Origin of the sequence: Lutibaculum baratangense AMV1 (assembly GCF_000496075.1) — a bacterium.
GTDB lineage: Bacteria > Pseudomonadota > Alphaproteobacteria > Rhizobiales > Tepidamorphaceae > Lutibaculum > Lutibaculum baratangense.
Window position 1 is genome coordinate 58,597 of sequence record NZ_AWXZ01000007.1, and the last position, 25,170, is coordinate 83,766.

The following is a 25,170-nucleotide window of genomic DNA, read 5'->3' on the forward strand; positions in this document are numbered from 1 at the left end:
CGGTTGCTGGAGCCGCTTCACTCCGCCCGCAGGGCGACGGCGGCAGCCACCAGCGCGGCATTGTCCGGCGCCACCGTGCCGTCCGGCAGCCGGTCGCCGTCTTCGAGCCCCACCCGTGTCGACCAGCCCCGCTCGAGCGCGAGCCGCGCCAGGGGCCACACCGTCGCATCGAAGCCATGGAGAAGGATCGGACGCGACACGCCCTCGCGCCTCAGCACCGCCAGGATGGCGTCGCACGCCTCCCTCGCGGCGGCAGCCTCCTGCTCCGCCTCGATCTCGACGAGAACCCGCAGCACGCGCTCGCGGCCCGCAAGCGCGGCGAAGCGTTCAGCGTCGGCCGCGGAGGCCAGGCCCGCCTCGACGGCCACGCCGCGCGACCGCAGACACTCCATCACCGCCGGAGCTCCGGGCTCTGAGAGATTGACGGAGGCATGGTCGGGCAGCGCCTGCCATGCCCCGATGGCCGCGAGCGTCCGGGCTTCGTCACCCTCGATCCAGGCGCCGGTCGAGACGCCGATCAGCGTTCCGGGACAGGCGCGTCGCAGGAGCGGCACCACGGCGTCCACCGCCGCCAGGCTCTCCCGCCCGTCGGGTCGGCGGCAATGGACATGGATCTCGCCTGCCCCCGCCCGGACGCACGCCGCCGCGGCGGCCGCGATCTCTTCGGCCGTCACCGGCAGGCGCGGATGGAATTCGCGCTGACGCGCGCCGTTGAGACAGGCCTGGATGATCATCGCGTCCCCTCTCGCCGTCGTCGGCCGGCCGCCCGCAATTCCTGGTTCGAGTCCTCAGTTGCCTTCCCGGCGGAAGCCCGCCTGCCCGGCCCCCGCCACGGCGGACCGTCCCCCGCGGCCATAGACGGCATCCGCGCGCCTTTCGAAGGCCTGCGCGAACCGCGAGAAGGCGGCGTCGAACACTCCCCCGACCACCATCTGCAACGTGCGGCTCCTCAGCTCGTAGCCGAGATAGAACTCGACCTCGCAGGTGCTCTCGTCGATCGCGTGGAACGTCCAGCGATTCGCCATGCGCTTGAATGGCCCGTCGATATACTCCACGAGGATGCGCAGGTTCGGCCGGTCGAGCGTCACGCGGCTCGTAAACGTCTCGCGGAACACCTTGTATGCGACCGTCATCGACGCGATGACGGTTTCGGTGTCCCCCTCCTGCTTGCGGTCGCGCACCTTCAGCGACTCGCAGAGCGGCACGAACTCCGGGTAGCGCTCGACATCCGCGACGAGCGCGAACATGTCCGCGGCGCTGTGACGGACGCGCCGCCTCGTCTTGAACTCCCGCATCAGGCCGACACCAGCCCGAGCTTCTGGAGCCTCGCGCTCCTCAGCCGCGCGAAGTCCTCTCCCGCGTGGTAGGACGAGCGCGTGAGCGGCGTGGAGGAGACCAGGAGGAACCCCTTCGTGTAGGCGATCGCCTCGTAGCCCTTGAACTCCTCGGGCGTCACGAACTTCATCACCGCGTGGTGACGCCGCGTCGGCTGGAGGTACTGACCGATCGTCAGGAAGTCGACATCGGCGGAGCGCAGGTCGTCCATGAGCTGCAGCACCTCGTTCCGCTCCTCGCCGAGGCCCACCATGATGCCCGACTTCGTGAACATCGACGGGTCGAGCTCCTTCACGCGCTGGAGAAGACGGATCGAGTGGAAGTAGCGGGCACCGGGCCTGACGGTCAGGTACTTCGAGGGCACCGTCTCGAGGTTGTGGTTGAAGACGTCCGGTCGCGCCTCGACCACCACCTCCAGCGCGCCGGGCTTCCTCAGGAAGTCGGGCGTCAGGATCTCGATCGTCGTTGCGGGCGCCGCGCGCCGGATCGCCTCGATCGTGTCGGCGAAATGCCTGGCGCCGCCGTCCGCCAGGTCGTCGCGGTCGACCGAGGTGATGACGACGTGCTCGAGGCCGAGCTTGGCGACCGCGTCGGCCACCTTCCGCGGCTCCTCGGCGTCCAGGGCGTCCGGCAGTCCCGTGCGCACGTTGCAGAAGGCGCAGGCCCGGGTGCACGTGTCGCCCATGATCATGAAGGTCGCGTGCTTCTTCGACCAGCACTCGCCGATATTCGGGCAGCCGGCTTCCTCGCAGACCGTGACGAGGCCGTGCTCCTTCACGATCTGGTTCGTCTCCCGCCATGCGGGGGAGCCCGGTGCCTTCACGCGGATCCAGTCGGGCTTGCGCTGGATCGGGCTCTCCGGTCGCTTCGCCTTCTCGGGATGGCGGGGCCGCTCGGCGCGGTCTGAGACGGTGTCGACGATGGTCACCATTTGCGGGCGCAGACCTTTGTCTCGTGTCGCTGTCTGCGCCCTATTTAGCGTGTCGACGTTTCAAACCCAAATCACGCGCGTCGGATCTGCCATGCCGGAGGCGGTCGGCACTACCGCCGCACGGCCTTGAGAATGGCGAGCAGTATGGTCGCCCCGACCGCGGCGACGACGAGGACGCCCCAGAACCCGCCGAACTCGATGTCCATCCGGTCGGCGAGCCAGCCACCTAGGAGCGCGCCGACGATGCCGACGAGCAGGTTCGTCAGCAGTCCGTGATCCGACCGGGTGAGCTTCTCGGCGATCCAGCCGGCGATGATGCCGATAATGATCATCCCGACCCAACCCACCCCTGGCATGCCCATTGCCCCGGGTTCCATGTCGCCACCTCCTCTGCTGCCTGGCCCGCGCAGCCAGAACGTCCGCTTTCAAGAGCGGTTCCGGACCATCGAACGCTGCAACGGCCTGCCGCCGCAAGACTTGTCTCTGGGGACCTTCTGGTTCATTCACTTGGGACGTGAAAGGAAGCCCGATAGTGACCCAACCGAGCCATGGAATGAGCTACGCCGCCGCCGGCGTCGACGTCGACCGGGGCAACGCCTTCGTCGACGCGATCAAGCCGCTCGTGCGGATGACGGCCCGTCCGGGCGCCGACAGCGAGATCGGCGGCTTCGGCGGTGTCTTCGACCTCAAGGCCTGCGGCTACGCGGATCCGCTGCTGGTCGCCGCCAATGACGGCGTCGGCACGAAGGTGAAGATCGCCATCGAATCCGGCATTCACGACACGATCGGCATCGATCTCGTCGCCATGTGCGTCAACGACCTGGTGGTGCAAGGCGCCGAGCCGGTTCTCTTCCTCGACTACTACGCGACCTCGCGGCTCGAGACGGACGTGGCCGTGGACGTCGTGAAGGGCATCGTCGAGGGGTGCAGACGCGCCGGCTGCGCCCTCGTCGGCGGCGAGACGGCGGAGATGCCGGGTCTCTACCTCAAGGGCGATTACGATCTCGCCGGTTTCGCCGTCGGTCTCGTCGAGCGCGATCGGCTCCTGCCGCGGGCGGACGTGGTGGCGGGCGACGTGCTGATCGGCCTGCCCTCATCCGGCGTCCACTCGAACGGCTTCTCCCTCGTGCGCCACGTCGTCGCATCGGCCGGCCTCGGCTGGAAGGGCCCCGCCCCCTTCGCGCCTGAGCGGACCCTCGCGGAAGCGCTGCTCGAACCGACACGAATCTACGTGAAGCCGCTGCTCGACCTCTTCCGCTCCACGGGCGGCATCCGTGCGGCGGCCCACATCACCGGAGGCGGGATCACCGAGAACCTGCCGCGCGTGCTGCCGGACGGGGTCGCGGCCGAAGTCGAGCTCGGCACGTGGCAGGCACCGAAGGTGTTCGGCTGGCTCGCCGACGCCGGCGGGGTGGAGGAGCCGGAGATGCTCAAGACCTTCAACTGCGGCATCGGCATGGTGCTCGTCGTGTCCGCGGCGGAGGCGGAGGCGACGATGGCAAGGCTCTCGGAGCTCGGCGAGACACCGGTCCGCGTGGGCGGGATCGTCACGCACGAGGGCAAGGCCGAAGTCCGCTACACGGGCCAGTTGACCCTCTGATGCGCAAGCGCGTCGGCATTCTGATCTCGGGTCGGGGGTCCAACATGGCGGCCCTGGTCAGGGCCGCGGCACAGCCGGGCTATCCGGCGGAGATCGCAATCGTCATTTCCCACAAGGCCGATGCGCCCGGGCTTCAGGTCGCACGCGAGATGGGGATCGAGGCGGTCGCGATTGCCGCGCGCATGCCGGAGTTCGAGGTGGAGGCGGACCGCCTCCTGCACGAGCGCGGCGTTGAGATCGTCTGCCTCGCGGGCTTCATGCGCCTCCTTTCGACAGGGTTCGTCGAGCGCTGGCGTGACAGGCTCCTGAACGTCCACCCCTCGCTCCTGCCCGCCTTCCCGGGTCTCGACGCCCAGGCCCAGGCGCTCGCGGCGGGCGTGAAGATCGCCGGCTGCACCGTCCACCTCGTCCGGCCCGAGATGGACACGGGACCGATCCTGATGCAGGCGGCGGTACCCGTGCTGCCGGACGACAGCGTGGACACGCTCTCGATCCGCATCATCCGGCGCGAGCACGAGATCTATCCCGCCGCGCTCGCCCGCCTCGCCCGCGGCGAGGTGCGGATCGACGGAGAGATAGCGCATCTGGCCGACGTGGCACGCGACGACCGGATGATCGTCCCTAATCCGTAGAGTTCAGGCGAAGGCCGGCGCCCTCGCCTCCTCATCCGCGGTGACCGGCTCCGCCCTGATCCACACGCGATTGTCGTGGAAGGCGGCGCCGCCATAGGGGGCCACCTGGTCGGCGCCCGTCAGCGTGTTGATCCCGTTGCCCTCCTCGAAGGCATGGTTCGGCCACAGGCCCTCCGAGACGGCCACACCCTCGCGCACGCCGTCGAACACCTTCGCGCGCAGCACCACGGTGCCTCGCCCGTTACCGATCCGGACGCGGTCGCCGTCGGCGATGCCGAAACGCTCCGCGTCCTTCGGCGACAGGAGCACGGTCGGCCGGCCCTCGCGGCCGCGCGAGGTCGGCGTGTCGTTGAAGGTCGTGTTCAGGAATCCCCGCGCCGGCGAGGTCGCGAGACGCAGCGGGTGGCTCTCGTCGGCGACATCCGTGATCTCCCAGTGGTCGGGCAGCGACGGCATCGCCTCCCACGGCCCCATCGGCCCGGCATTGGGCGCCGCCACTCTCGTCCAGTCCGGCCGGAAGCGGAACCTGCCGTCGGAATAGCCGAAGCCCTCGAGATAGTGGGCGGTGCGGAACTCGGGCTGCAGGTCGATCCAGCGCTTCGCCTCGAGCTCCTCGACCGTGCCGTAGCCGGAGGCCCGCAGCATCCAGTCGATATGCTCTCTCGCCGTCATGTCGAATCCCGGATGCTCCGCCCCGAGCCGCTTGGCGAGCTCCGCGAAGACGACGTGGTTCTCCCGGGCCTCGCCCGGCGCGTCGACGAGCTTCGGCCCGAGCATCAGGTGCTGGTGGCCGCCGCCCTTGTAGATGTCGTCGTGCTCCATGAACATGGTGGCGGGCAGCACGATGTCGGCCATCGCGGCCGTCTCGGTCATGATCTGCTCGTGCACGCAGACGAACAGGTCCTCCCGCGCGAAGCCCCGCTTCACGAGACCCTGCTCGGGCGCCACGCAGACCGGATTCGTGTTCTGGACCAGCATCGCCTTCACGGGCGGCCCGCCCTGCAGCGCCGCCGCGTCGCCCGTCAGGATCCGGCCGATCTGCGACTGGTCGAGCCGCCGCGTCGACGGGTCGAGGAGATCGGTGCCCTCGATCATCGACTTGTCGAGACGGTAGATCGCGCCGTTGTTGTGGAAGGCCCCGCCGCCCTCGTACTGCCATGCACCGGTCACGCAGGCGATCGAGGCGGCGGCATGCATGTTCACGGCCCCGTTGCGCGAGCGCGTGAAGCCGTAGCCGAGGCGGAAGAACGTCTTGCGATTCTCTCCGACGAGCCGAGCGAACGTTTCGATTTCCTCCACGCTCAGGCCGGTGATCGCGGCCGCCCATTCCGGCGTCCTGGTTCGCAGATGCGCCTCGAGCTCGGCCGGGCAGTCGGTATAGGCGGCGAGGTAGTCGCGGTCGGCGAAGCCGTCGCGGAACAGGACGTGCATCACCGCGCAGGCGAGCGCGCCGTCCGTGCCCGGGCGCACGAGGAGCGCGAGGTCGGCCTGCTTCATCGTCTGCGTCATGTAGATGTCGACCGCGACGATCTTGGCGCCCCTCGTCTTCCGCGCCTTCGTCGCGTGCGTCATCACGTTGACCTGGGTCGAGACGGCGTTCGTGCCCCAGATCACCACCACGTCAGCGAGGGCCATCTCGCGCGGATCAGGCCCGGCGAGCTTCCCCGTCCCCGCGATGTAGCCGGTCCAGGCGGGGTTCGTGCAGATCGTGTCGAACTGGCGCGAGTAGCCCTTCGCGTGGCGCAGGCGGTGGATGCCGTCCCGCTGCACGAGGCCCATAGTCCCGGCATAGAAATAGGGCCAGACGGCCTGGGCGCCGTGCTCCTTCTCGGCCTTCAGGAACGCCTTGGCCACGCTGTCGAGAGCCTCGTCCCACGAGATCCGCTCGAACCGGCCGCTGCCCTTCGGGCCCACCCGCTTCAGCGGATGGAGGAGCCGGTTCGGGTTGTGGATCCGCTCGGCGTAGCGCGCGACCTTCTCGCAGATGACGCCCGCGGTGTAGCTGTTGTCCTTCGCGCCGCGCACGCGACCGATCGTGCCGCCATCCAGAAGCTCGACCTCGAGCGCGCATGTCGAGGGGCAGTCATGCGGACAGGCCGACGCGGCGAGGCGGCTCTTCAGCGGGCGGTTCATGTCGAGGCTCCTCCGGATCGGGCGAGCGTACTTGAGTGCGGCACCAAAGGAAAAGGCCGGCCACGCGGGCCGGCCTCCGAAGCCATCGATCTCGCGGTCGGCTCAGCCGACGATCTCGTCGTCCGAGAAGTTGAGCTTGATCTCGGCGGCGGCGTTCTCGGCGCTGTCGGAGCCGTGCACGGAGTTGCGCTCGATGTCCTCGGCGAACTCGGCGCGGATCGTGCCGGCGGCGGCGTCCTTCGGGTTCGTGGCGCCCATCACTTCGCGGTTCTTCGCGACGGCGTTCTCTCCCTCGAGGACCTGCACGACGATCGGGCCGGAGGTCATGAAGGTCACGAGGTCGTTGTAGAACGGACGCTCCTTGTGGACCTCGTAGAACTTCTGGGCCTGCTCGGTCGACCACTTCACGCGCTTCTGCGCGACGACCTTCAGGCCGGCGCTCTCGAGCTTGTCGATGATCTTGCCGGTGATGTTGCGGGCCGTCGCGTCCGGCTTGATGATGGAAAGGGTACGTTCGATCGCCATGGCGCTCGTCTCTTCGTGCTCGTGTGGGGGTGGGCCAGGCCGCGCGGGATAGTGCCGGGCAATCGGCCTTCGACGCCCGGGCTTATATCTCGGCAGGCCTCGGCCCTCAAGCCGCCTGTCCGGCTGGCTCCATGCTGCGGCCAAGGCCGTCATAGAGATCGAGGCAGGCCTCGAACCACCGGGCGATCGTGTCACCCGTCTCCACGATCTCCAGATCGCTCGTCACCCGCACCCACTGCAGCGTCCCGAACAGTATGTAGTCGGTGAAGAGAGGGCCCTCGCCGCCGAGGAAGGGCTGCATCTCGAGGGTGCGCCGGGCCGGCGTCAGCGCCGTGCGGATGTTCTCGACCTTCGCCTCGCGCCCCTGCGCCAGTGCCTCGAGGCTCGCGCCGAAGCGCCTCTCGCGGCTCTCCCGGAAATAGGCCTGGTCTTCCGGCGTCAGGCGGCCGTGAATGTCGGCGGCGATCAGCTTCACGATGGCCGCGTTCACCATCGTGTTCGCCCACTGCTCCACGAAACGCGCGGCCGCGACGCCGCCGGGCCCGCCGAACAGCGTCGGCCGGTCGGGGTAGGCCTCCTCGAGGTGCAGCGCGATCTGGAAGCTGTCGGATACGACCATATTGTCGTCCTCGAGCACGGGCACCGTCTTGTGGCTGCCGTCGAGGATCTTGAGGATGCCGGTGAACGGTACGGGGCTCGTCTCGAACTCAAGCCCCTTGTGCATCAGCGCCATCTTGGCCCGCCAGCAATGCGGGCTGAAGCGGCAGTCTCCCGCTCCCGCGAGGTCGTGCAGAATGCGCATGGTCGCCCTTCCCTCTCCCGGATTTTATGTCAGTATCACTGACCTATATGGCCAGCCACGATAGCACGGGACGACCGATGCACCAGATGTTCCAGATGATGGCCCGCTACAACAGGTGGGCGAATGCGAAGCTCTATGATGCCGCCCAAGCCCTGCCGGACGCGGCCTACCGCGAGGAGCGCGGGGCGTTCTTCGGGTCGGTGCACGGCACGCTCAATCACCTGGTCGTGACCGACCGGATATGGATGCACCGCTTCACCGGAGACGGCCCGACCCACGCCCGCCTCGAAGAGCGCCCGTACCGCGACCTGCCGACATTGCGCGCCGCGCGGGAGGTCGTGGACGAGCGGATCGTCGCATGGACGGAGGGGCTCGACCCGGCAACGCTGACGGGAACCTTCACCTACCGACCGGTGACGAACCCGCGCGACATAACTCAGCCGCTCGCGCCGGCTATGATGCACTTCTTCAACCATCAGGCTCACCATCTGGGCCAGGTGCACTGCCTTCTGACCCAGCTTGCGGGCGAGGCGCCGTCGCTCGATCTGATCTACTACCAGAGGGAGACGGGCGACGGCCTCGCCTGAGCCCGCTCAGTCGTCGAACTCGACCGCCTCCTTCGGCATGATCGGGATGCGCTCGCGATGCATGGCGCGGCCCGACCGGTCCTGAATCGTCACGTCGAGAATGTCGCTCGTGCCGGGGTGCTGTACGAAGAAGATGACCTGGCCGGGGCGATGGAAGGATCCGCACTCCGCCGGCGCCACCGTGACGAGAACGGGCGCGGCATGGAGAGCATTGAGGCCCGGATTCGAGCGATAGCCGGGGCCGGTCTGGACGGATACGTCGTCGACGCAGCCGAGGGCCGGATCGGATTCGACCCAGACCCTCACCCGCCCGCTCCCGCTCCCGACGACGGAACCGCTCGTGGTCGTGGTCGACTCGGCATAGCTGCCGCCGAAGAAGGCCGGCTGGGCGGCCGCTGGCGCTGCGAGGCCGACGAGGCCCGCCACCGCGGCGGCGGATAGCAATGTGGGCAACAGGCGACGACTCGACATCGGCAGGGTCCTCTTCCATGAAATGCCGGGACGTCCGGCAGGCTCGGCGTGCTCACCAATAGATGTGGTGCGGAAGGCAGGTGTCCAACCGGCGGGCCGACCTGCTATGCAGGCTGCGCGCCGACCGCGACGACGACGCCCCCACGCCAGAGACACCTGAAGACCGACGCGCCATGCTGCAGATCTCCGACCTCGTCTATCGCCTTGCCGGACGGACGCTCTTCGACGGCGCGTCGCTCATTCTGCCGGAGGGCTCCCGCGCCGGCCTCGTCGGCCCGAACGGCACCGGCAAGACGACCCTCTTCCGCCTCATCCGCGGTGAGATCCCGCCCGAGAGCGGCGACATCTCGCTGCCGGCCGGCATGCGGCTCGGCTCGGTCGCGCAGGAGGCCCCGGAAGGACCTCAGTCGCTCCTGAGCTTCGTTCTGTCGGCCGACACCGAGCGCACGCGCCTCATGGCCGAGGCCGAGGAGACGAAGGACGGCGCCCGCATCGGCGAGATTCACGCGCGTCTGGCCGACATCGACGCCTACGGGGCGGAGGCTCGCGCCGCGCGCATCCTGTCGGGCCTCGGATTCGACAGCGCCGCCCAGGCGCGGTCGCTGTCGGAGTTCTCCGGCGGCTGGCGCATGCGCGTCGCGCTCGCCGCCATCCTGTTCTCCGAGCCCGACCTTCTGCTCCTCGACGAGCCGACCAACTATCTGGATCTCGAAGGGGTGATGTGGCTGGAGAGCTATCTAGCCCGCTACCCCCGCACCTTCCTCGTCATCAGTCACGACCGCGACCTGCTGAACCGCTCGGTCGACCTGATCGTCCATCTGGACCAGGGCAGGCTCACCACCTACGCCGGCAATTACGACCAGTTCGAGCGGCAGCGCCGCGAGAAGCTCCTCCTGCAGGAGAAGCACCGCAAGAAGCAGGAGGCGCAGCGCGCCCACCTGCAGTCGTTCGTCGACCGCTTCCGCGCAAAGGCGACGAAGGCCCGTCAGGCGCAGGCCCGCGTCAAGATGCTCCAGAAGATGGAGCCGATCCCGGCCGTGGTGGAAGGCACGGTCAAGCCGTTCCACCTGCCGGCCCCCGAGAAGCCCCTCGCCTCGCCGCTCGTCGCGATGGATGGCGTGGCGGTCGGCTATGGCGGCAGGCCGATCCTGTCGCGCGTGAGCCTGCGGATCGACGCGGACGACCGCATCGGCCTCCTCGGCGCGAACGGCAACGGCAAGTCGACGCTCGCCAAGCTCCTCTCCGGCAGGCTCGAGGCGATGGAGGGCCAGATCCGCCGGCCGGAGCGGATGCGCGTCGGCTTCTTCGCCCAGCACCAGCTCGACGAGCTCGACCCCTCGCTCACCCCCGTCGAACAGGTGCGCCGGCTGATGCCCGGCGAGGACGAGGCGAAGGTGCGCGCGCGGACCAACCAGCTCGGGTTCGGGGCCGAGAAGGCGGACGTCCCGGCTTCCAAGCTCTCCGGCGGCGAGAAGGCGCGCCTGCTGATCGGCCTCGCGGCCTTCGGGCGGCCGCACCTCCTGATCCTCGACGAGCCGACGAACCATCTCGACGTCGACTCGCGTGAGGCGCTGATCGAGGCGCTCAACGAGTACGAGGGCGCCGTCATCGTCATAAGCCACGAACGCCACATCCTCGAGGCCGTGACCGACAGGCTCTGGCTCGTCGCGGAGGGGCGGGTCAACCCCTTCGACGGCGACATCGACGACTACCGCCGGCTGATCCTCGCCTCCCAGAGGACGGAGAGAACGTCGGAGGAACAGCCCGGCACCACGGGCGCCTCCAACAAGGCGGAGCAGCGTCGCGCGGCCGCCGCGCGCCGGGAGGAGACGGCGCCGCTCCGGAAACGGGTGACGAAGCTCGAGAAGGAGATCGCGGAGATCGAAAGGAAGCTGAAGACGCTCGACGAGGCGATGGCCGATCCCGATCTATACGCGCGCGATCCCGATCGGGCCGCCCGCCTCGCGCAGGAACACGGCAGGGCTTCGAAGCTCCTCGGCGAGCGGGAGGAGGAATGGCTGGCCGCGAGCGCCGAGCTCGAGGAGGCAATGGCCGCAGGGTAGCCCCGACGATCAGGCTTTGCGTTCCCACCTGCCGTTCGGCGCCTGGCGCCAGTAGGTCACCTCCAGCCCACCGTCCTTCGCCCGCCTCCACTCGGCCCGCGCCTGCTCGACGGCGGCCTCGTCGCGACCGTCGAACATGAAGACGAGCCGCTCGTAACCCTCGAGCCGATCGAGCCGCGCACCGTCGACGAGGAAGCGGATGGCCGCGCCGTTCACGTTTCCCTCGCTCGTCGTGATGAGCGCGGGCTGCAGGGCCGCGTCCGCCTCCCGGTCGCTGCCGTGCGGCAGGAAAGAGGAGTCGTCGTATGCCCAGAGATGGCCGTCGAGCTGCTCGAGACGCTCCTCGCTGCCGCACTGGACGACGACACGCCAGCCGCGCTCGAGGCTCTTCTCCACGAGAAGCGGGAGAGCAGCCTCCAGCGGCTGCTTCTCGAGATGGTAGAAGAACACCTCCATGGGCGCTTCCGGTTCAGGAGACGGCGGCCATCGCCCGAACGCTCACCTACTTCTCATAATGGTCGCGGACCAGCCGGTCGAGCAGGCGGACGCCGAAGCCCGAGCCCCAGCTCTTGTTGACGTCGTTCGACGGCGCCCCGAACGCGGTGCCGGCAATGTCGAGATGCGCCCAGGCCTGCCCCTCCTCGACGAATCGCGCGAGGAAATGGGCGGCGGTGATCGAGCCGGCGGCACGGCCGCCCGTGTTCTTCACGTCCGCGAACTTCGAATCGATCAGCTTGTCGTAGGCCTTGGCGAGCGGCATGCGCCAAACCTTGTCGCCCGTCGCCTTGCCGGCGGCAGTGAGCCGGTTCGACAGCTCGTCGTCGTTCGAGAAGAGGCCGGCATACTCGTGTCCGAGCGCGACGATGATCGCGCCGGTGAGCGTCGCGAGGTCGACGATGAACTCCGGCTTGTAGCGCTCCTGCACGAGGGTGAGGAGATCCGCGAGAACCATCCGGCCCTCGGCGTCGGTGTTGATGACCTCGATGGTGCGGCCAGACTTCGAGACGACGATGTCGCCGGGCCGCTGCGCCAGTCCGTCCGGCATGTTCTCCACGAGACCGATCACGCCGATGGCGTTCACCTTCGCCTTGCGGGCGGCGAGCGCGTGCATCAGCCCGACGACGCAGGCGGCGCCGCCCATGTCGCCCTTCATGTCCTCCATGCTTCCGGCCGGCTTGATCGAGATGCCGCCGGTGTCGAAGACGACGCCCTTGCCGACGAAGGCCACGGGTCGGGCGTCCTTGTCGGCCCCGCCGCTCCAGCGCATGATCGCCACCCGGCTCTCCTGCGAGCTCCCGAGGCCCACCGCGAGAAGCGAGCGCATCTCCAGCGACTGAAGCTCCTTCTCGCCCAGCACCTCGACCTCGACGCCCAGCGGCCGCAGGGCCTCCGCGGCGGCGGCGAACTCGGCCGTGCCGAGCACGTTCGCCGGCTCGTTCACGAGATCGCGCGCCAGAAGAACGCCATCGGCGACGCCCTTCAGGGGCTCGAACAGACTGGCGGCCGTCTTCGGCTCCTCGACGAGGATCACGACGGAGCCCGCCTCGGTCGGCGTCTCGTCCTCCTTCGGCTTCTTGTACTTCCTGAACTTGTAGGCGGCGAGGCGGATGCCGGCCGCGAACTCCGCCACGCCCTCCGGACGCACCGGGCCGGAGGAGGTCTCCGCCAGAACGGACAGGGTCTCGGTCCGCCCCTCGAGCCTGCCCCAGGCGAACCCTCCGAGATTCGTCCAATCCCCTTCCTCCAGCGAACCGGCGTCGCCGAGCCCGATCACGATGACGCGATCGAGCGAGGCATAAGGAGGGGCAAGGAGAGACATCGCCGTCTTCCTCTTGCCGGTGAACTTCATGATTCCCGCCGCGCGCCCGATGGCTCCCCCGAGCTTCTCGTCGAGTTCGCGTCCGCCCGGCGACAACTCGGGGCCCTCGGCTGCGAAAATCACCAGCGTGCCGGCGGAAGGCAGGCTCGGCTTGTCGAAGGAGAAGACAGGAAGATCGGCCATCACGGATACCGTTCGCTTTCGTATGAGTGGCTCATGCGCGGCCCGACGCGCTCCGAGGGCGGCCCGAGCGAAACCGACCCGACATACACCATCGGCCCGCCACGCGCGACCCGCGCAGCCGTGGGGGCTGCCGGCGGCTTGTTGCCATCAACGCAGAATAGGGCCACACAGTGCCACGTACGCCTCGCCCGCGGAACGAAACGCCGATGAGACTGATCGAACGCTACATCTTCAGGATGATCCTCACGGGCTTCGTGACCTCTCTGGTCGTCCTGACGGGCGTCGTCTGGGTCACGCAGGCGCTGCGCGAGGTGGACCTCCTGACGAGCCAGGGCCAGACCCTCTGGCTTTTCATGAAGATCACCATGCTCGCCCTGCCCGCCCTGATCATGGTGATCGCCCCGGTCGCTCTTCTGATCGCTTGCCTGTTCACGCTGAACAAGTTCAACGCCGACTCCGAGCTCATCGTCACCCATGCCGCTGGTGCCTCTCCGAGGCTCGTCGGGCGTCCCTTCGTCGTGCTCGCGCTTCTCGTGTCGGTGCTCACCGGCTTCATCAGCCTCTATCTCGTGCCGGAAAGCGCACGGGAGGTGCGCAACCTCATCACGCAGATACGCGCCGACGTCCTCACCGACATCGTCGCGCCCGGCCGCTTCACGACAGTGGAAGACAACCTCACCTTCCACATCCGCGAACGCCGACCCGATGGAACGCTCGCGGGGCTTCTCGTCTTCGACGGGCGCACTCCGACGAAGCTCATGACCTATCTGGCCGAGGAGGGCCGGATCGTCCGGGTTCGCGAGCAGGCCTATCTGGCCATGAGCAACGGCTCGATCCAGCAGCAGGAGGGCGGCGGACGAGAGATCTCGATCGTGCGCTTCGACAACTACGTCTACGATCTGTCGAGCCTCAGCCAGCGCTCGGGCACCGGGACGATCGACTATCATCCGCGCGAGATGCGGATCTCCGAGCTCATCAATCCCGACCCGGAGAACCGCTACTACAGGAGCCAGCCCGGCCGCTTCCGCTCGGAGCTGCACGAGCGCTTCACGAGCATCCTCTATCCGATGGTCTTCGTCTTCATCTCGCTCGCCGCCCTCGGGTACCCCCGCACGAACCGGCAGGGGCGCGGAAACTCGGTCGTGATCGCCATCGTCGCGGCGACGGCTGTCCGGACTGCCGGCTTCGCGGCCACGAACCTCGCCAGCAGCACTCCGGCCGGGGTTGTCCTCATGTACGCCATCCCGCTCGCGACGATACTGCTCGCAGGTTGGGCGGCCTTCTGGCAGCAGGGCTCGCTCGACCGGATCATCCACGGCTTGCCCACGCCGGCCGAGACGCTGCAGGCGGTGTTGCCGCCTCCCCTGCGACGCTGGATGGAACGACGGGTCGGCACGGTTTCGGGTTCATGATGCGGATCACGCTCGCCGCCTATCTCGGGCGGAAGTTCTTCTGGAGCTTCCTCGCCTCCGTCGGGATCTGCATCGCGCTGATCTTCTTCGTCGAGACGATCGAGAACCTGCGTCGGGCCGCCTCTCACGACGTCGGCATCGTGACCGTGGTGACGTTGACGCTCTTCCGCATCCCGACGCTCTCCGAGCAGGTCCTCCCGTTCGCCACACTCTTCGCGGCTCTGGCGACGTTCCTCGGGCTGTCCCGCAGCCTCGAGCTCGTCGTCGTCCGGTCGGTGGGGGTTTCGGTGTGGCAGTTCATCGGCCCGTCTGTGCTGCTCGCCTTCGTGATCGGCGTCCTCGGCACCACCGTCTTCAACCCCCTCGCCGCAGATCTCAGGGCCCGCCACGCCACCCTCTTCGCCCAGTCGTTCACGGATCGCGACCTGGCGAGCCTCGGGGCGACCTCGGATCAGCAGGTCTGGCTTCGGCAGGAAGGTGTCGACGGGCAGTCGATCCTGCACGCCAGGGTGAGCGACGTGCGGGGCGAGAACCTGCGCTACGTCACGGCCTTCGTCTATGATCGCAGCGGCCACTTCGTGGAGCGCGTCGAGGCCGACACCGCGAGGATCGAGCAGGGGCACTGGCGGCTGACCGATGCTCTCGTCATCGAGCCGGGACGGGCTCCGCAGCAGCACCCCTCCTACCTCATCAGCACCTACCTCACTCCGGAGCAGGTGCGGGAGCAGATCGCGTCGGCCGACACCGTGTCGTTCTGGAACCTGCCGGCCCACGCGCGAATCGCCGAGCGCACCGGAGTGTCGAGCATCCCGTACCGCCTGCAGTACCAGTCGCTTTTAGCAAGGCCTTTACTCCTGTGCGCGATGGTCCTGATCGCCGCCACGGTGTCCCTGCGCCTCTTCCGCTACGGCAATGTCGGGCAGATGATTCTGGGTGGAGTGGTCGCCGGCTTCGTGCTTTATGTGCTAACGAAACTTGCGTCCGATCTGGCGATAGCCGGAGCGATCTCGCCTGCTGCGGCAGCCTGGGGACCGGCAGCCATCGCGCTGTTGTGGGGGACGACACTGCTTCTCTATCAGGAAGACGGCTGAGTTCATGGGGCTGGTAGAGCGTACGAGTAGGACGGCCGCTTGGCGCATCCGCCTGCTGATGGCGGGCAGCGTGCTGGCTTGCCTCGCCTGCGCGCCGGCTCTCGCGCAGTGGGAAGAAGACCCCGCGCCCGCGCCGGCCACGCCGTTCGACCTCGTGACGCAGAGCGATCCCGAGGCCCGGATGCTGCTCGAGGCCGAGGAGCTCGTCTACGACCTCGACAACGACCGGGTCTCGGCCGTCGGCGCCGTCGAGATCTACTACCGCGAATACGCCATCGAGGCTCCGGAGGTCATCTACGACCAGCGCACCCAGCGGGTGGTCGCGCGCGGCGGCGTCAAGGTGACGGAGCCGGACGGCAACGTCCTCTACGCCGACCACATCGAGCTCACCGACGACTTTCGCCAGGGCTTCCTGCAGGAGCTCACGCTCGTCACGCCGGAGCGGGCGCGCTTCGCCGCCGCGAACGCGGAGCGTATCGACGACAACATCACGATCTTCAACCGGGGCGTCTACACGGCGTGCGAGCCCTGCCGCGAACAGCCTGACAAGGCACCGGTGTGGCAGCTGAAAGCCGCCCGGATCATCCATGACCAGGACGAGAAGGTCGTCCGCTACGAGGACGCGAGCTTCGAGTTTCTCGGGGTGCCGGTGGCCTACCTGCCGTTCTTCTCCCACCCCGACCCCACGGTGACGCGGAAGTCGGGGTTCCTGCGGCCTGATATCCGCTACGCCAGCGATGTCGGCTTCAGCGTCGGCATTCCGTACTTCTTCAACCTCGCGCCGAACTACGACCTCACCGTCACCGGCGCCGCCTTCTCCAACCAGGGCCTCCTGGCCGACGTGGAATGGCGGCACCGGCTCGTGAACGGCAGCTATTCGATCCGTGCGGCCGGCATCAACCAGATGAACCCCGACGACTTCGAAAGCGTGCAGAGCAATCGTGACTGGCGAGGCGCGCTCCAGGCGCAGGGTGCGTTCAACATCAACGAGTTCTGGCAGTGGGGCTTCCAGGGCCACCTGATCAGCGACTCGAAGTTCCTCGACGACTACTATTTCGACAGCGACACGCAGTTGCGCGACACTCTATTCCTGACCGGGATGAGCGCGCGCAACTATTTCGACGCCCGCATTATCAACTACCAGGTCTTGCGGGAATACGACGAAAGCACGAGCGTTACCCCGGCCGAGTTCTACGCGGCCTCCGATACCTACGGCCACTCCAACTACTTCGATCATCCGAACAACGAGCTGCCCGTCGTTCACCCCGTCGTCGACTACAACTACATCCTCGATCGCCCTGTCCTGGGCGGGCGGGTGTCGTTCGACGCGAACTTCCTCAGCCTGTCGCGCGCGGACGCCGACTTCGTCGCTGCGGACGGGTCGGGATGCCCGCTATACGGACTGGAAACCGGCAACTTCTCCACCGATCCGAACGCTCTCACGGCGGAGAACCTCGAGGACTGCACCCTGCTCGGTGTGCCGGGAGACATGACCCGGCTCGTCGCGCAGGCATCGTGGGAGCGCAGCCTGGTCACGCCGGCGGGCCAGATCATCACGCCGTTCGCCTCGCTTCGCGGCGACGCCTACGCGATCGACGTCGAGGATCCCTATCTCGGCACCGCCGGCTTTCCGGTCGTCGGCCAGTTCATCAACACCGGCGAGGACCAGCTCGTGCGCGGCATGGCCACGCTCGGCCTCGAGGGACGCTGGCCCATCCTCGTCACGGCCGGCTGGGGCTACCAGGTCTTCGAGCCCGTCGCTCAGCTCGTGGCGAGGCCCGATGCCGAGGACAACAGCCTCATTCCCAACGAAGACGCCATCAGCCTCGTCTTCGACGACACGAACCTGTTCTCCCGCGACAAGTTCTCTGGCTATGACCGGCTCGAGGGCGGCACCCGTCTGAATGCCGGTGTGCGCTACAAGATGCAGGCGAACGCAGGCTTTTCCGCCAGCGCCTTGTTCGGCCAGTCCTACCATCTCGCGGGCGAGAACCCCTTCCCGCTCGGCAGCGGGCTCGAAACCGATCGCTCCGACTATGTCGCGGCGGCCTACGTCTCGCCCATCGATTCGCTCGAGATCGGCAGCCGGGTCCGGCTGGACGAGGATGACTTCCAGGTGATGCGCCAGGATTTCCAGGTGCGCGGAACGGTGGGTCCGGTTTCCGGTATAGGCATCTACACCTCGATCTCTGCCGATCCCACCAGGAACGTCCTCTACGACCGCCGCGAGGTGCAGGGTCTCGGCTCGCTGCAGCTCAACGACGAGTGGAAGGTGTTCGGCGGGGCGAGATACGAGCTCGAAGGCCCCAACGACTCGCAATGGATCGCCCAGTCCATCGGCATCGGCTACGAGGACGAGTGCATCGCCTTCGCCATCCAGTACGAGCAGACTTTCGTGCGCGACGGGAATATCGAGCCGGACGAGCGCATCACCTTCTCGCTCAGTCTGCGCACCCTGACGGAGACGCGACTGAGTGCCTCGCTCGACGGGAGCTGAGACGGTCGAGCCCAAGTGCCTCCTGTCGTTTACTCTGCCATCATATCGTCGCCTTCGGCGCCCAATGCATTGACCTTCAGCGTTTAAGGACTGCGGCCACGACATGAAGATCTTCACACGGACCATTCTCGCGGCCAGTGCCCTCCTCGCCGTAACGCTCGCGCCGATGTTGCCCGCCGCGATGAACGGGGGAAGCGGGAGCGCGTGGGCGACCTCCATCGCGGCTCTCGTCAACGATGACCCCGTGACGGAATACGAGGTTCAGCAGAGGATGCGGCTGAACAGGCTCACCGGCGGGCCCGCTGGAAAGCAGCAGGCCCTGGACGAGCTTGTCGAGGAGCGCCTGAAGCAGCAGGCCGCCCGCCGCGTGGGCATCTCGGCGAACGAGAGCGAGGTGGAACAGGCGTATGCCGGCATCGCGTCGCGGGTCCAGTTGACCCCCTCCCAGCTGAACCAGGCGCTGCAGCAGAACGGCATCAATCCGGACACGATGAAGGATCGCCTGCGCGTGAACCTCGCCTGGCGCGACGTGGTCCAGGGCCAGATGCGGCGGCAGGTGAACATCCGCGACGCCGACATTCGTGCCGAGCTGACGCGGCGTGGCGAGGCGGAGAACACCACCACGGTCTACCGCTACACGCTCCAGCCCGTGGTCTTCGTGGTGCCGCAGGGCAGCTCGGCTGCCTATGTCCGCCAGCGCATGACGGAGGCGAGCCGCTTCGCCCAGCAATTCCAGGGCTGCGACAGCGCCATGGAGCTCGCGAAGAACTACCGGGACACGGTCGTCCAGGACAAGGTGCGCCGGGGCTCGGCCGAGCTTCCCCCCGAGATGCGCCAGAAGCTGGCCGAAGTGTCGGTCGGCGGGGCGACGCGTCCGGAAGAGATCGACAACGGCGTGCGCGTGCTCGGCGTGTGCACGCGCGAGGAGGAGCAGAGCACCGAAGCCGCTCAGCAGGAGATCCGCTCCGAGCTGTTGAACGAGGAAGGGCAGCGCCTGTCCCGGCGGCTGATGATCGACCTCAAGCAGTTCGCCGTCATCGAGTACCGGTGATTTCCTGAGGATGAACGGCGGACCGCAGGCCCTCGCCGTCACGCAGGGCGAGCCCGCCGGAATAGGTCCCGAGCTCATCGGGATGGCATGGCAGGCCCGCGCCGAGGCGCGCCTGCCCTCCTTCTTCTGCGTGGGCGACGTAGCGTTCTTGGAGCGGCGTCTCGCCGAGGCAGGGCTCGCGGTTCCGCTCCGGGAGATATCCCGGCCCTCAACCGCGGGCGCCGTTTTTCAGGAGGCCTTGCCGGTCCTTCCCGCGCGCGAGAGCATCGTCTCGGGCATCGCTGGAAAGCCCTCCCCCGCGGACGCGGGCGGGGTGATCGCCTCGATCACCGACGCTGTCGAGCTCGTGCGCCTGGGAGAGGCGCCGGGTGTCGTCACGCCACCGATCCAGAAGGACAATCTCTACGCGGCGGGCTTCGGTTTCCCCGGACACACGGAGTTCCTGGGCGATCTGTCGAGCCGGTTCGAGGGCGTGGCCGCGCCCGTGCGGCCGGTCATGATGCTCGCCTGCGACGAGCTGCGGGCGGTTCCGGTGACGATCCACGTGCCGCTGCGGGCGGTGCCCGAGCTCCTCACGAAGGCGCTGATCGTCGAGACCGCCGTGATCGTGGCGCGTGACCTCGAGGCCCGTTTCGGCATCGCCGATCCCCGCCTGGCCGTCGCCGGTCTCAACCCCCATGCGGGGGAAGGCGGCGCCATCGGGCGCGAGGAGATCGAGATCATACTGCCTGCGATCGAGGAGTTGCGTGGCATGGGGATCAGGGCGACCGGACCCCATCCGGGCGACACGCTGTTCCACCCGGCGGCGCGGGCGGAGTACGATGCGGTGCTCACCATGTACCACGACCAGGGGCTCATACCGGTCAAGACCCTAGCCTTCGATCGAGGCGTGAACGTCACGCTGGGCCTGCCCTTCGTGCGCACGTCGCCCGATCACGGCACCGCGCTCTCCCTCGCGGGCAAGGGCACCGCCAGCCCCACGAGCCTGATCGAGGCGCTGCGGCTCGCGGACCGGCTGACCCGCTGACGCCATGGCCGGCGACCTTCCGACACTGCCGCCCCTGCGCGACGTCATCCGCCAGCATGACCTGCAGGCCAGGAAGTCGCTCGGCCAGAACTTCCTGCTCGACCAGAACCTGACGCGCCGGATCGCCCGGGCGGCGGGGCCTCTCGAAGGGGCGACCGTGGTCGAGGTCGGTCCGGGCCCCGGCGGCCTCACGCGCGCGCTCCTCATCGAGGGCGCTAGCCGGGTGATCGCGGTCGAAAAGGACCCGAGATGCGTCGCCGCGCTCGCCGAGCTGGCGCAGGCGTTCCCCGGCCGCCTGGAGGTGATCGAGGGCGATGCGACGAGGCTGCAGGTCGAGGAGAGGCTGGGCCCCGGACCGGCCAGGATCGTCGCGAACCTGCCCTACAATGTCGGCACGCTCCTGCTCGTGAACTGGCTGTCGAGCGAGCGCTGGCCGTCCTGGTGGGATTCGCTGACGCTGATGTTCCAGAAGGAGGTGGCGCTGCGTCTCGTCGCCTCGCCCGGCAGCAAGGACTACGGCCGACTTTCGGTGCTCGCTCAGTGGCGCTCGCGACCGGGCATCCTGTTCGACGTCGACCGCCGGGCGTTCACGCCGCCGCCGAAGATCACCTCGTCGGTCGTGCAGATACGGCCGGGGGAGATGCCGGCGGGGGTGGAGCCCACTGCCCTCGCCGCCGTCACGGCGGCGGCCTTCGGGCAGCGTCGCAAGATGCTGAGATCGAGCCTGAAATCGGCCACGCCGGACGCGGAACGGATCCTCGAGACGGCGGGCATTCCGCCGACCGCAAGGGCCGAGGAGGTGGACGTCTCGGGATTCCTGCGGCTGACCCGCGCCTATCAGGCGCTCAGAGGCCCGAAATAAGCTCGTCCGCGAGGATCTGCGCCGGCTTCTGCCGCTCCTGGCGATGGCGTTCGGCGTGCAGGATCGAGCGCACCGCCTCGACGCTCACCTCGAGGTCGCGGTTGATGACGAGATAGCCGTATTCCCGCCAGTGACCGATCTCCTCGCGCGCGTTCTCCAGCCGCCGCGCGATCACCTCCGGGCTGTCCTCCGCCCGGCGCTCGAGACGAGACCTCAGCTCCGCCAGCGAGGGCGGCAGGATGAAGACGGTGACGACATCCTCCGGCATCGCCTGCGCGACCTGCCGGGTCCCCTGCCAGTCGATGTCGAAGAGCACGTCTTCCCCGGCCCGCAGCGCGGCCTCCACCGGTTCGAGAGGCGTGCCGTACCAGTTCCCGTGCACCTCCGCCCACTCCAGGAGCTCGCCGCGGTCGCGCATCGTCTCGAACTGCCGGACCGAACGGAAATGGTAGTGGATGCCGTCGACCTCGCTCGGCCTGCGCGAGCGCGTGGTGACGGAGATCGACAGGTCGATGCGATGGCCGCTCTCCGCCTCCTGGGCGAGCAGGGCCCGGGCGATGCTCGTCTTGCCGGCGCCCGACGGCGAGGACAGGACGAGGATCAGCCCCCGGCGCGGCGAATCTCCAGGCGTGGGCTCAGGCAATGTTGTGCACCTGCTCGCGAAGCTGATCCACCACCGCCTTCAGCTCCAGGCCGATCGCGGTCAGGCCGACGTCGTTCGATTTCGAGCAGAGCGTGTTGGCCTCCCGCCCGAACTCCTGCGCCAGGAAGTCGAGCCGGCGCCCGACCGCACCGCCCTCGGCGAGCAGTTCACGCCCCGCCGCCACGTGGGCGGCCAGCCGATCGAGCTCCTCGCGCATGTCGGCCTTCGTGGCCAGCAGAACCGCCTCCTGATGAAGGCGCTGGGGATCGAGAGACGGTGTCGCTTCGAGCAGCGCCTCGACCTGCCCTGCCAGACGTGCGCGGATGGCGTCGGCCTGCCGCGCCGGCGCCTTCTCGGCCGCGCCGGCGAGCTCGGCGATCCGCGAGAGCTGGCCCTCCACGATCTCCCGCAGCCGTGCCCCCTCGCTCAGCCGCGCCGCGATCAGTCCCTCGAGCGCCTCGTCGAAGGATCGCAGCACCGCCGCCTCGAGTTCCTCGTCGACCTCGTCCACCCGCTGGTCCTCGCTCTCGAGGACGCCGCGCAGCGAGAGCAGCCCCTCGGGCGTCGGCGCCGGCAGGTTGGCGCGGGCCGAAAGGCTCACGGCCGCTTGAAGCACGGTTTCGAGCGCCGCCTCGTTCACCGTCAGGCCACCGCCTCCGGCCTGCTTCTCGAATGTGAGGCTCGCGCTGACAGAGCCGCGCGCCACACGCTGCTGAAGGCGCTGTCGCACCGCCGGCTCCAGCCGGTCCCAGCCCTGCCCGAGGCGCAGACGCACGTCGAGGCCGCGGCTGTTGACCGACCGCAGCTCCCAGCGCCAACGATGGGTTCCGGCGGCGCCCTCGGCTCCGGAAAAGCCGGTCATGCTCGCAAGGCCCATGCGTTTTCCGTGTCCTGAGAAAGAGGGATTGAGCGCCGCACAGGGCGACGCGGGCGGACACTATCGTGCCGTCACAGGTGCGGCAAGCCTGGCTTCACCCGCCGTTCGAAGCTCCCTCCGCCCGCTCGCGCTCGATCGCCCGCCACTTCGCGACGTTCTGGTTGTGCTCGTCGAGCGTCTTGGCGAAGGCGTGGCCGCCCGTCCCGTCGGCGACGAAGTACAGTTCGTTCGTCTCGGCCGGGTTGATCACGGCCTCGAGAGCCGCACGGCCGGGATTGCCGATGGGCGTGGGGGGGAGGCCGTTGATCTGGTAGGTGCTGTAAGGGTTGGGCGCATCGAGCTGGCTGCGGGTGATGGTCCGCGGCTCGTCGAAGGCGTTGCCGCCGAACAGGCCGTAGAGGATCGTCGGATCCGACTGCAGTCGCATGCGCTGGCGCAGCCGGTTGTGGAAGACGGCGGCGACGCGCGGTCGTTCGTCCGCCCTGCCCGTCTCCTTCTCGACGATCGAGGCCAGAATGATCATCTGCTCCGGCGTCTCGATCGGCAGGTCCTCGTCGCGCCGGTCCCACATCTCGGCCACGACGCGGTCATGCGCGCGCGCCATGCGGTCCAGCATCTGCTTGCGGGTCGTGCCGCGGTTGAACTTGTACGTCTCGGGCAGCAGCGTGCCCTCGGCGGGAATCTCCTCGATCTGCCCCACGAGCGTTTCGTCTTCCTGGAGCCTCCGGACGATCTGTGCGCTCGTATAGCCTTCGGGGATCGTCACCGTGTGCAGGATCGCCTTCCCCTCGACCAGGATATCCATCACCTCGCGCATGCTCGCGCGCTCGGGGAACAGATACTCCCCCGCCTTCAGGTCCCCCCGCGCCTGCGAGAGCGCGACGCCGCCGAGAAACACCCATGACTGGTCGATCACGCCCTCGCGCTCGAGGAGCTGCGCGATGTCCCGCGTGCCCTGGCCGCGCGGCACCATCACCGTGCGCGCCTGCTCGAGCGGACCGTCCCCCTCGAACTGAAGCACGCCGATATAGAGGACTGCGCCGCCGGCGATGATGAGCAGCAGGAGAAAGGTGAACACGCCGCTCAGCGCGACGACGACCGGATGACGTGCCCGGCGCGACGCACCGGGTGGAGGGGGCGCCGGCTCGGGCTGAATGGCCTCGCGCGGACTGCGCGGAGCGGGACGAGACGAGGATTCGGGTTGCCTATCCGTCACCGGATACCTCTCGGAAGCACATCGATGCGCGGACCGTCACGCGCGATTGCGGCGATATGGCGACCCGGGCCGGACGGCCGGGCCACGAGAGGGCGCGCCTCAGTCGACCCGCCGCATCACGAGGGACGCGTTCGTTCCGCCGAACCCGAAGGAATTGCTGAGCGCGACGTTGATCTCACGCTCGCGGGCCTTGTGAGGCACGAGATCGATCTCTGTCGTGACGGAGGGATTGTCGAGGTTCAGCGTCGGCGGCGCCACGTTGTCGCGGATCGCCAGGGCGCAGAACACGGCCTCGACGGCTCCCGCCGCGCCGAGAAGATGCCCGATCGCCGACTTCGTCGAGGACATGCTGAGCTTGCCGACAGCATTCCCGAACAGCCGCGTCAGGGCGCCCAGCTCGATCTCGTCGCCGAGTGGCGTCGAGGTGCCGTGGGCGTTCACGTAGTCGATGTCGGAAGGATCGATGCCGGCTCGGGTCATCGCCGCCTTCATGCAGCGATAGGCGCCGTCGCCATCCTCGGAGGGGGCAGTGATATGGTAGGCGTCGCCGGAGAGGCCGTAGCCGATGATTTCGGCGTAGATCTTCGCCCCGCGGGCCTTCGCGTGCTCGTACTCCTCGAGCACGACGATTCCCGCACCTTCGCCCATGACGAAGCCGTCCCGGTCGCGATCGTAGGGACGCGACGCCCGCTCCGGCTCGTCGTTGAACCCGGTGGAGAGCGCCCGGCAGGCGGAGAAGCCCGCCATGGCGATCCGGCAGACACTGGCCTCCGCACCGCCGGCAACCATCACGTCGGCGTCGCCGAGCGCGATCAGGCGCGATGCGTCGCCGATCGCGTGCGCGCCCGTGGAGCACGCGGTGACGACAGCGTGGTTCGGGCCCTTCAGCCCGTGCCGAATCGAGATGTAGCCGGAGGCGAGGTTGATCAGCCGCCCGGGAATGAAGAAGGGGCTGACGCGACGCGCGCCCTTCTCCTTCAGGATGATGGCCGCCTGCTCGATGCCGTAGAGCCCGCCGATGCCGCTCCCGACCAGGACGCCGGAAGCCGCCTGGTCTTCATAGCTCGTCGGATGCCAGTCGGCATCGTCGAGAGCCTGCTCGGCCGCGGCCATCGCATAGACGATGAACTCGTCGACCTTGCGCTGCTCCTTCGGCTCCATCCACTGGTCGGGATTGTAGGTGCCGTCGCTGCCGTCCCCGCGGGGAACCCGCGCCGCGATCTTGCACGGAATATCGGAGACGTCGAAGTCCTCGATCTTCCGCGCACCGTTCTTCCCGTCGAGAAGGTTGCGCCAGGTCGCTTCCACGCCGCATCCGAGCGGCGTCACCAGACCCATTCCCGTTATGACTACTCTTCGCATACCGAAGTCAGCGCAACTCTTCTTGTGACCAGTGGGGATGGAATCCGGAGC

Annotated in this window: 24 protein-coding genes; 10 read left to right on the plus strand and 14 right to left on the minus strand. The window is 68.2% G+C overall.

From position 1 onward, the window contains the following. Nucleotides 1–17: 17 nt before the first annotated feature. From N177_RS00965 to N177_RS00980, 4 genes are all read right to left on the minus strand, one after another. Complete coding sequence (locus N177_RS00965) at nucleotides 18–734, minus strand: 3-keto-5-aminohexanoate cleavage protein (protein WP_023430345.1); 717 nt, start codon at nucleotides 732–734, stop codon at nucleotides 18–20. 54 nt (nucleotides 735–788) lie between these two features. Then, nucleotides 789–1,295: a type II toxin-antitoxin system RatA family toxin gene (locus tag N177_RS00970; RefSeq protein WP_023430346.1), complete on the minus strand. Its 507-nt coding sequence runs from the start codon at nucleotides 1,293–1,295 to the stop codon at nucleotides 789–791. After that, nucleotides 1,295–2,266 (minus strand): lipoyl synthase, encoded by a 972-nt coding sequence (gene lipA, locus N177_RS00975; protein WP_023430347.1) that lies wholly within the window; start codon nucleotides 2,264–2,266, stop codon nucleotides 1,295–1,297. The genes N177_RS00970 and lipA overlap by 1 nt, the downstream gene beginning before the upstream one ends. Nucleotides 2,267–2,376: 110 nt before the next feature. Next, nucleotides 2,377–2,643 carry a GlsB/YeaQ/YmgE family stress response membrane protein gene (locus N177_RS00980; RefSeq protein WP_040484915.1) on the minus strand — a complete coding sequence of 89 codons (267 nt, stop codon included), beginning with the start codon at nucleotides 2,641–2,643 and terminating at the stop codon, nucleotides 2,377–2,379. A 176-nt stretch (nucleotides 2,644–2,819) separates the two neighbouring features. Between N177_RS00980 and purM the strand changes: the two genes are divergently transcribed. Together purM and purN are read left to right on the plus strand one after the other, a co-directional pair. Next, nucleotides 2,820–3,866 (plus strand): phosphoribosylformylglycinamidine cyclo-ligase, encoded by a 1,047-nt coding sequence (gene purM, locus N177_RS00985; protein ID WP_023430349.1) that lies wholly within the window; start codon nucleotides 2,820–2,822, stop codon nucleotides 3,864–3,866. Further along, nucleotides 3,866–4,498: a phosphoribosylglycinamide formyltransferase gene (gene purN, locus N177_RS00990; protein ID WP_023430350.1), complete on the plus strand. Its 633-nt coding sequence runs from the start codon at nucleotides 3,866–3,868 to the stop codon at nucleotides 4,496–4,498. The genes purM and purN overlap by 1 nt, the downstream gene beginning before the upstream one ends. Nucleotides 4,499–4,501: 3 nt before the next feature. On the opposite strand, the gene N177_RS00995 is transcribed toward purN, so the two are convergent. From N177_RS00995 to N177_RS01005, 3 genes are all read right to left on the minus strand, one after another. Then, on the minus strand, nucleotides 4,502–6,631 hold the full coding sequence (locus tag N177_RS00995; RefSeq protein WP_023430351.1) for a molybdopterin-containing oxidoreductase family protein: 2,130 nt from the start codon (nucleotides 6,629–6,631) through the stop codon (nucleotides 4,502–4,504). Between the two features lie 102 nt (nucleotides 6,632–6,733). Beyond that, a complete protein-coding gene (gene ndk / locus N177_RS01000) occupies nucleotides 6,734–7,156 on the minus strand; it encodes a nucleoside-diphosphate kinase (RefSeq protein WP_023430352.1) in 423 nt (140 codons plus the stop codon). Between the two features lie 106 nt (nucleotides 7,157–7,262). Then, on the minus strand, nucleotides 7,263–7,958 hold the full coding sequence (locus N177_RS01005) for a glutathione S-transferase family protein (protein WP_023430353.1): 696 nt from the start codon (nucleotides 7,956–7,958) through the stop codon (nucleotides 7,263–7,265). Nucleotides 7,959–8,035: 77 nt separating this feature from the next. Here N177_RS01005 and N177_RS01010 point away from each other — a divergent pair, with 77 nt between their 5' ends. Continuing rightward, entirely contained in the window at nucleotides 8,036–8,545 is a 510-nt protein-coding gene (locus N177_RS01010; RefSeq protein ID WP_023430354.1) for a DinB family protein, read from the plus strand. Between the two features lie 6 nt (nucleotides 8,546–8,551). Here N177_RS01010 and N177_RS01015 read toward each other — a convergent pair whose 3' ends face one another. Further along, nucleotides 8,552–9,016 carry a hypothetical protein gene (locus tag N177_RS01015; RefSeq protein WP_152527805.1) on the minus strand — a complete coding sequence of 155 codons (465 nt, stop codon included), beginning with the start codon at nucleotides 9,014–9,016 and terminating at the stop codon, nucleotides 8,552–8,554. 173 nt (nucleotides 9,017–9,189) lie between these two features. On the opposite strand from N177_RS01015, the gene N177_RS01020 reads away from it, so the two are divergent. Then, nucleotides 9,190–11,079, plus strand: coding sequence for an ABC-F family ATP-binding cassette domain-containing protein (locus N177_RS01020; RefSeq protein ID WP_040484917.1), 1,890 nt, complete (start codon nucleotides 9,190–9,192; stop codon nucleotides 11,077–11,079). A 9-nt stretch (nucleotides 11,080–11,088) separates the two neighbouring features. Here the strand turns inward: N177_RS01020 and N177_RS01025 are convergent, their stop codons facing one another. Both N177_RS01025 and N177_RS01030 read right to left on the minus strand, forming a co-directional pair. Then, nucleotides 11,089–11,535, minus strand: a complete 447-nt coding sequence (locus tag N177_RS01025) for a DNA polymerase III subunit chi (RefSeq protein WP_023430357.1) — start codon at nucleotides 11,533–11,535, stop codon at nucleotides 11,089–11,091. A 46-nt stretch (nucleotides 11,536–11,581) separates the two neighbouring features. After that, on the minus strand, nucleotides 11,582–13,081 hold the full coding sequence (locus N177_RS01030) for a leucyl aminopeptidase (RefSeq protein WP_040484918.1): 1,500 nt from the start codon (nucleotides 13,079–13,081) through the stop codon (nucleotides 11,582–11,584). 206 nt (nucleotides 13,082–13,287) lie between these two features. On the opposite strand from N177_RS01030, the gene lptF reads away from it, so the two are divergent. From lptF to rsmA, 6 genes are all read left to right on the plus strand, one after another. Next, complete coding sequence (lptF, locus tag N177_RS01035) at nucleotides 13,288–14,493, plus strand: LPS export ABC transporter permease LptF (protein WP_023430360.1); 1,206 nt, start codon at nucleotides 13,288–13,290, stop codon at nucleotides 14,491–14,493. Then, the gene (lptG, locus tag N177_RS01040; RefSeq protein ID WP_023430361.1) at nucleotides 14,490–15,584 is read left to right on the plus strand and encodes an LPS export ABC transporter permease LptG; all 1,095 of its coding nucleotides are present in this window, start codon (nucleotides 14,490–14,492) and stop codon (nucleotides 15,582–15,584) included. The genes lptF and lptG overlap by 4 nt, the downstream gene beginning before the upstream one ends. Before the next feature lie 4 nt (nucleotides 15,585–15,588). Continuing rightward, nucleotides 15,589–18,081: an LPS-assembly protein LptD gene (locus N177_RS01045; RefSeq protein WP_081718305.1), complete on the plus strand. Its 2,493-nt coding sequence runs from the start codon at nucleotides 15,589–15,591 to the stop codon at nucleotides 18,079–18,081. 103 nt (nucleotides 18,082–18,184) lie between these two features. Beyond that, nucleotides 18,185–19,132, plus strand: coding sequence for a SurA N-terminal domain-containing protein (locus tag N177_RS01050; RefSeq protein WP_023430363.1), 948 nt, complete (start codon nucleotides 18,185–18,187; stop codon nucleotides 19,130–19,132). 10 nt (nucleotides 19,133–19,142) lie between these two features. After that, nucleotides 19,143–20,159, plus strand: coding sequence for a 4-hydroxythreonine-4-phosphate dehydrogenase PdxA (pdxA, locus tag N177_RS01055; RefSeq protein WP_023430364.1), 1,017 nt, complete (start codon nucleotides 19,143–19,145; stop codon nucleotides 20,157–20,159). Nucleotides 20,160–20,163: 4 nt separating this feature from the next. Further along, nucleotides 20,164–21,021, plus strand: coding sequence for a 16S rRNA (adenine(1518)-N(6)/adenine(1519)-N(6))-dimethyltransferase RsmA (rsmA, locus tag N177_RS01060; RefSeq protein ID WP_023430365.1), 858 nt, complete (start codon nucleotides 20,164–20,166; stop codon nucleotides 21,019–21,021). Here rsmA and gmk read toward each other — a convergent pair. From gmk to fabF, 4 genes are all read right to left on the minus strand, one after another. Then, the gene (gene gmk / locus N177_RS01065; protein ID WP_023430366.1) at nucleotides 21,005–21,664 is read right to left on the minus strand and encodes a guanylate kinase; all 660 of its coding nucleotides are present in this window, start codon (nucleotides 21,662–21,664) and stop codon (nucleotides 21,005–21,007) included. The genes rsmA and gmk overlap by 17 nt on opposite strands. Next, complete coding sequence (locus N177_RS01070; RefSeq protein WP_023430367.1) at nucleotides 21,657–22,541, minus strand: YicC/YloC family endoribonuclease; 885 nt, start codon at nucleotides 22,539–22,541, stop codon at nucleotides 21,657–21,659. Before N177_RS01070 ends, gmk begins: the two co-directional genes overlap by 8 nt. Nucleotides 22,542–22,635: 94 nt before the next feature. Next, complete coding sequence (mltG, locus tag N177_RS01075; protein WP_081718306.1) at nucleotides 22,636–23,757, minus strand: endolytic transglycosylase MltG; 1,122 nt, start codon at nucleotides 23,755–23,757, stop codon at nucleotides 22,636–22,638. Between the two features lie 99 nt (nucleotides 23,758–23,856). Beyond that, nucleotides 23,857–25,119: a beta-ketoacyl-ACP synthase II gene (fabF, locus tag N177_RS01080; protein ID WP_040484919.1), complete on the minus strand. Its 1,263-nt coding sequence runs from the start codon at nucleotides 25,117–25,119 to the stop codon at nucleotides 23,857–23,859. Between the last annotated feature and the right edge of the window lie 51 nt (nucleotides 25,120–25,170).